This window comes from Kitasatospora sp. NPDC091257, from assembly GCF_044757675.1.
In the GTDB taxonomy this organism is placed as follows: domain Bacteria; phylum Actinomycetota; class Actinomycetes; order Streptomycetales; family Streptomycetaceae; genus Kitasatospora; species Kitasatospora lactacystinica.
Genome location: NZ_JBIVVI010000448.1, coordinates 1 through 6,554 on the forward strand (window position 1 = coordinate 1; position 6,554 = coordinate 6,554).

Genomic DNA, 6,554 nt, shown 5'->3' on the forward strand with positions numbered 1-6,554 from the left:
GTCCGGTGCCGGGGGTCGGTCAGACGCCGGCGGTCGCCAGTCGGGCGTGACGTCGGGCGGTCGCCTCGACCGGGTCGAGCACGGGTACGGCGGCCAGCAGGCCCTTGGTGTAGGCGTGCTGGGGCGAGTCGTACACGGCGTCGGCTTCGCCCTGCTCCACGATCCGTCCGGCCCGCATCACGGCGACCCGGTCGCTGACCTGCCGGACCACGGCGAGGTCGTGGGCGATGAAGACCAGCGCGAGGCCGAGGTCGCGCTGCAACTCGCCTAGCAGCTCAACCACTTGGGCCTGCGTGGTGACGTCCAGCGCGGAGACCGGTTCGTCGCAGACGATCAGTCGCGGCTGGGGCGCGAGCGCCCGGGCGATGCCGACCCGCTGCCGCTGCCCGCCGGAGAACTCGTGCGGATAGCGGTGGTACCAGTCGGGGTCGAGCCCCACGCGTTCGAGGAGTTCGCCGACCCGGACGCGGATGCGGCGCTCGTCGCTCTCGCCGGCGATGCGCAGCGGGTCGGCGACGGACTCCCCGATGGAGCGGCGCGGGTTGAGCGAGGACACCGGGTCCTGGAAGACCATCTGCAGTTCCCGCCGGAGCGGGCGCAGTTCCTTCTCCCCGAGCGCGCCGATGTCGCGGCCGCGGTAGTGGAGCCGGCCGCCGGTCGGTTCCAGCAGCCGGACGAGCATCCGCCCGAGCGTGGTCTTTCCGGAGCCGGACTCGCCGACGATGCCCAGGGTCTCGCCGGCCCGTACGGTGAGCGAGACGCCGTCCACGGCGGTGACGGGGGCGGCGCGCCGGGTGAGGCCGCCCCGGGTGGCGAACTCCCGGCGCAGGTCGGTGGCTTCGAGCAGGACCTCTCCCCCGGCCGGCTCGGCCGGTCGGGTCGGCCCAGTCGGAACGGTCAACGCGGTCGGGACGTCCGGAGCGCCGGGTGCGTCGACCCGGGGCACCGCCGACAGCAGCGCGCGGGTGTACGGCTCACGCGGAGCGCCCAGCACCTCGGTGACCGGGCCGTGTTCCACCGCCCGGCCGTCCTTCATCACCAGCACCCGGTCGACGCTCCCGGCGACCACGCCCAGGTCGTGGGTGACCAGGACCAGCCCGGCCCCGGTCTCCGCGCGCAACTCGTGGAGCAGGTCGAGGATCTGGGCCTGGACGGTGACGTCCAGCGCGGTCGTCGGCTCGTCGGCGACCAGCAGCCGCGGCTCGCAGGCCAGGGCCATCGCGATCAGCACCCGCTGGCGCATGCCGCCGCTGAACTCGTGCGGACGCGAGCGCGAGCGGCGGGCCGCGTCGGCGATGCCGACGCGGTCGAGCACCTCGACGGCCCGGGCCCTGGCGTCCCGGCGGGAGACGTCCCGGTGGACCCGGACGACCTCGGCGATCTGGTCGCCCACCGCGTAGTACGGGTCGAGCGCGGAGAGCGGGTCCTGGAACACCATGGCGGCCAGTCCGCCGCGCAGGCGCCGGAGTTCCGCGCCCTCGGCGGTGACGGCGTCCACGCCGGCGACCCGGACGGTGCCGCCGATCCGGGCTCCGGTCCCGCGGTGCAGGCCGAGCAGTCCGTAGGCGACGGTGCTCTTGCCGGAGCCGGACTCGCCGACGATGCCGAGTGCCTGTCCGGCCTCCAGGGTGAAGCCCACGCCGTCGACGGCGCGCACGTGGCCGCCGCCGACCGGGAAGTCGACGACCAGGTCCCGGACGTCGACCAGGGGTTCGGCACCCGGAGACTCGACACCCCGTGACTCGGCCCCCGGAGACTTTGCGACCAGGCGCTCGGCGCCCAGCGGTTCGACGCTCACGTCAGGACCACCCTTCGGTCGGACACCGCGTAGAGCACGTCCGCGATGACGTTGGCGAGGACCACGCAGAACCCGGTGACGAGGGTGAGGCCGACGACGGTCGGCAGGTCGATCAGGCCGACCGAGGTGACCAGCAGTTTGCCGAGCCCCGGGAGGCCGAAGAGCGACTCGGTCAGCACGGCGGACCCGAACATCGTCCCGAGGTCGATGGCGGTGAGCGCGATCACCGGGGTGAGCGCGCCGCGCAGCGCGTGCCGGGTCACCAGGCGCCGCTCGCTGACGCCGTACGCCCGGAAGGTCCGGATGTGGTCGTCGGCGAGGGCCTCCAGCATGGACGAGCGGGTCAGCCGGGCGTACTTGGCGGACTCGATCAGGGCGAGCGAGACCCAGGGCAGCAGCAGGCCCCAGAACCACTGCTGGGGGTCGTCGGTGAGCGGTACGTAGCTCGGGAACGGCAGCCACTGGAGCTGGGCGCACAGGACGATGAGCAGCACCAGGCCGATGATGAACACCGGGATCGAGCTGCCGGCCAGGGTCAGGCCGGTCAGCAGGCGCTCGCTGAGCCGGCCCCGGCGCAGCGCGGAGACCAGCCCGGTGCCGACCCCGAGGATGAGCCAGAGCACCATCGCGCCGAGCGCGAGCGAGGCCGTGACCGGCAGCCGGGCGGTGATCATGTCGGTGACCTGCTCGCCGCTGCGGTAGGAGACGCCCAGGCAGGGCGCCGGGCAGTGCAGCAGGCCCGTGCCGGCGCTGAAGTCGCGGCCGGCGACGATGCCCTGGAGGAAGTGGGCGTACTGCAGGTGGACGGGGGCGTCGAGGCCGAGCCGTTCGCGCACCTGGGCGACCTGGGCGGGGCTGCACTTCTCGCCGCAGGCCAGCTGGGCGGGGTCGCCGGGGGCGATGTAGAAGACCGCGTAGACGATCAGGGAGAGGGCGAGCAGGACGCCGAGCATGCCGACGGCCTTGCGGAGCAGGAAGCGGGTCATGCGGTGGCCTCCTCGGCGCCGCTCGAAGAACCGGCAGTCGACAGACCGCCACTCGAAGAGCCGCCGCTCGCCGCACCGGCGCCGCCCCGCGCCGTGCCGACCCGCAGCCGGGAGGCCGCGCGGGGGTCGAGCTCGGTGCGGACGGCGTCGCCGAGCACGGTGAAGGCGAGCACGGTGACGAACAGCAGCGCCGACGGCAGCAGTACGTACGTCGGGTCCGCGCGGAACCAGGTGGTCGCGCCGGAGAGCATCTGGCCCCAGGAGGAGGTCGGCGGCTTGACGCCCACGCCGAGGAAGGAGAGCCCGGCCTCGGCGATCACGTTGGACGGGAGCAGCACCGCCGCGTAGGTGATGACCGGCGCCGCCAGGGAGGGCAGCAGTTCCCGGCGGGCGATGCGCCACCGGGTGGCGCCGGCGAGCCGGGCCGCGGCGACGTAGTCGAGCTGCCGGAGGCTGAGTGTCTGCGCCCGGACGATCCGCGAGGTGCCGGCCCAGCCCAGCAGCCCGATGACCAGGGTCAGCAGGAGCGGGCGGGGGAATCCGGAGGGCACGACCGCCATCAGCGAGATGGCGAAGACCAGCGAGGGCAGCGCGAGCATCACCTCGGTGGTGTTGCCGATCAGCTGGTCGAGCAGCCGGTTGCCGAGGCCGGCGGTGAGGCCGAGCAGGACGCCGATCGCGACCTGGACGAGGGTGGCGCCGACGGCGACGAGCAGCGAGATCCGGGCGCCGTGGACGAGCCGGGCGAACACGTCGCGCCCGGTGCCCGGTTCGACGCCCAGCCAGTGCTCGGCGCTGACGCCGCCGAAGGAGCCGGTGGGCACCCCGCCGGCCGCCGAGTCGAGCAGGTCGTTGTGGTAGCTGGTGGGGTCCTGGCCTTCGAGCGCGCTGAGCAGCGGTGCCGCCGCCGCGACGAGGGCGAGCAGGACGATGACGAGGCCGGCGGCGAGGGCGGCGCGCCGCGCGAGCAGCCGCCGCCACACTTGCCGGCCCCCGGCGGCCGGGGAGGCCGCGCGGGCCTCCCCGGCGCTGGGTTCCTGTGGAGCCATGGTTGTCTGACCGATCCGTCCGTTCCCGACCGCTACTTGACCGCGACCTGGGAGATGTCGAGCACGCCGGTCCAGTCGCTGATGACGATGGTGCGGACGTCCTTGCCGGACAGCCGCTTGTAGACGGGGTGGAACAGCGGGACGGTGAGGGCCTGGTCGCCGATGCGCTGGTCCAGGGCGCCCCAGCGCTTGGCGGCCTCGGCGTGGTCGGTGATCTTGTTGATCTGGTCGATCTCGTCGTTCACCGACGGGTCGTCCAGCTGCGCGGAGTTGAAGTTGTAGCCGTCGGTGACGATCTGCCGGCCGTCGAAGATGGGCGCGAGGAACGGGCCGCCGGACGGCCAGTCGGCGCCCCATCCGGAGAGGAAGAGGCCGGGCTCGGTGCTGACGGTGTGGATCGTCTTGGAGTACCTGGTGGAGTCCAGGGCCTCCAGCTGGACGGTGATCCCGGCGGCCTTCAGGCCGTCCTGGACGGCGGTGGCCAGGTCCGGGCCGTAGCCCTTGCCCACGGCGCTGGAGTGGGTGAGCGTGATGGTCAGGCCGTCCGGGTAACCGGCCTCCTTCAGCAGCTCCTTGGCCTTCTCCGGGTTTCCGGTGGCACCGGCCGGGAACGGGTCGTAGGGGGTGTACCCGAAGGTCTCCTGGGTGGGCAGGTAGGTGGTGGCGGCCTCGGCGAGCGAGGAGCCTCCGGCGGCGTTGACGACCGAGGTGCGGTTGATCGCGTAGGCGACGGCCTGCCGGACCTTGGGGTTGTCGAAGGGCTTGACCTTGGGGTTGAACGCCAGGTAGTTGACGTAGCCGAAGTGGCCGGTGCCGACGCGTGCGGCGAGGGCCTTGTCGTCCTTCACCTGGGCGAGTTCGGAGGGGCCGAGGTTGGTGTCGGTGGTGACGGCGGCCGCGTCGGCGCCGGTGCCGGCGGAGAGCCGCTGGTTGATCACCGCCGGGTCGAGACCGGACTGCACGTCGACGGTGTCGGGGTACGCCTTGCGCTGGTCGTCCGTCGCTGCCGACCAGTTGGGGTTGCGCTTGAGGACGAGGTGCGCGCCGTCGTTCTCGTTCTTGACCACCTGGTAGGGGCCGGAGGAGACGGGGTGGTCCTGGTACTTCGTCCCGGTGTCCTTGGCCTTCGGGACGGGTGCGAACTGCGTCTGGGTGGCCAGGTACGGGAAGTCGCCCTCGGGCTTGTTGAGGCGGAAGACGATGGTCTTCTCGTCCGGCGTCTCGATGGCGTCCAGGGTGCGGCCGTCCTTGTACGGGCCCTGGTAGTCGGCGGCGCCGACCAGCCAGTCCCTCAGGAACGGTGCGCCACCGGAGAGTTCGGGGGCGAATGACCTTTCGATGCCGTACTTGATATCGGCGGTGGTGATCGGCGAGCCGTCCTCGAACTTCAGGCCGTCCTTGAGGTGGTACGTCCAGACGGTGGCGCCCTCGGAGGGGGTGCCGGTGTCGGTGGCGAGGTCCGGGACCACCTTGGTGCCGGCCGCGCCGTCGGCCCGGTTGCGGGTGGTGAGGGTGCGGAAGACGAGCGAGGGGACGTTGCCGCCGCCGGAGGTGTAGAGCCGTGCGGGATCGAACTGGTCCTGCGGGTTCTGGTTGAGGACGGTGAGGGTGCCGCCCTGCTGCGGCGCGGCGTCCTTGCCGGTGCCACCACCGCCGTCGGCCTTCGGTCCGCACGCCGCCAGTCCGACGACGAGCGCGACGGTGACGGTCGCCGTGGCGAGGCGGCGAGGGGTGAAGGTGGTTCGAGACATCGGAAAGGGAGCCTTTCGCTACCGATGGTGTACGGAGGAAGGCGGGCGACAGTGAGGCTTCGAGAAGAGTGAGCGGCACCGCGCCCGCAGGGAGGGGCGACGCCCCGATGCGGCGATCACCGCACAACGCGTCGGGGCAGGCGGATTCAGCGACAGAGATTGTCGGAAACGCAGTGCGCGGCCACGCCGATCAGCGCCAGCTCGATGGCGGCGCACTCGATCGGGTGACGGTCAGACATGCCGAGAAGACTGTAGGAAGTTAAGCGGAATGTCAAAACTCCACTTATGACCTGCCCACCAGGAGAACGCCGGAACCGATTTCCACCGGGCCCGGGGACGCCGGAACGGGCAACGGGAACCGCCCGGACGCCCCGGCGATCACAGCGGCGCGAGGATCATCAGGACCTCGTCGCGGGTGTCGTGGGGAGCGAGCCGGAGGGCTTCGGGCCAGCGTCCGATCTCGCGCCAGCCGAGCCGCCCGTAGAAGTCCTCCAGGCCCTCGCCGCCGCGCGCCGCCAGGCGCAGCTGTTCCAGGCCGAGCTCGTCGCGGGCGATCCTCCGGAGCTCGCGGACGAGGGCGGATCCGATTCCGCGGCCGCGGAAGGCCGGGTGGGTCTGGAGGTGGTGGACGGTGCCCCAGTGCCCGACGAGCCGGTAGGGGTCGCGGTTGAGGACGACCCATCCGGCCAGGACGCCGTCGACCCGGGCGGTGAGGAGCCGACTCCGCTGCGGGTCGAGGCGGGCGAGGAGCCCGTCCGCGGCGGGCGTGACGTCGTCGCGCCCCACCGGAGGGAAGGGGAATCCCGCGGCGCCGCCGCTGTTGGTGACCGCGATCCAGCAGTCGATCAGCTGCTGCCGGAGTTCGGCGGTGACGTCGTGCGGGTCGGTCGTCTGGACGAGCTGGAGGGCGGCGTCGTACGGCATGGGGCGAAGGATGCCAGAGGGCTCCGACACCCCTCCCGAAGCCGGG

6 protein-coding genes are annotated in these 6,554 nt (G+C 72.5%); all 6 read right to left on the minus strand.

The genetic code is table 11. The annotated features are described in order from the left end of the window. Positions 1-19 precede the first annotated feature (19 nt). The 6 genes from ACIQOV_RS21125 to ACIQOV_RS21150 all read right to left on the minus strand — a co-directional run bounded on the left by ACIQOV_RS21125 (position 20) and on the right by ACIQOV_RS21150 (position 6,508). Positions 20-1,708, minus strand: a complete 1,689-nt coding sequence (locus ACIQOV_RS21125) for an ABC transporter ATP-binding protein (protein WP_401050587.1) — start codon at positions 1,706-1,708, stop codon at positions 20-22. 86 nt (positions 1,709-1,794) lie between these two features. After that, complete coding sequence (locus ACIQOV_RS21130) at positions 1,795-2,784, minus strand: ABC transporter permease (RefSeq protein ID WP_401050579.1); 990 nt, start codon at positions 2,782-2,784, stop codon at positions 1,795-1,797. After that, the gene (locus ACIQOV_RS21135; protein ID WP_401050581.1) at positions 2,781-3,833 is read right to left on the minus strand and encodes an ABC transporter permease; all 1,053 of its coding nucleotides are present in this window, start codon (positions 3,831-3,833) and stop codon (positions 2,781-2,783) included. Before ACIQOV_RS21135 ends, ACIQOV_RS21130 begins: the two co-directional genes overlap by 4 nt. A 32-nt stretch (positions 3,834-3,865) precedes the next feature. Then, positions 3,866-5,584 (minus strand): ABC transporter substrate-binding protein, encoded by a 1,719-nt coding sequence (locus ACIQOV_RS21140; protein ID WP_401050582.1) that lies wholly within the window; start codon positions 5,582-5,584, stop codon positions 3,866-3,868. 146 nt (positions 5,585-5,730) lie between these two features. Then, positions 5,731-5,823, minus strand: coding sequence for an Ms4533A family Cys-rich leader peptide (locus ACIQOV_RS21145; protein ID WP_317620150.1), 93 nt, complete (start codon positions 5,821-5,823; stop codon positions 5,731-5,733). A gap of 139 nt (positions 5,824-5,962) precedes the next feature. After that, the gene (locus tag ACIQOV_RS21150; RefSeq protein ID WP_401050584.1) at positions 5,963-6,508 is read right to left on the minus strand and encodes a GNAT family N-acetyltransferase; all 546 of its coding nucleotides are present in this window, start codon (positions 6,506-6,508) and stop codon (positions 5,963-5,965) included. Positions 6,509-6,554: the final 46 nt, after the last annotated feature.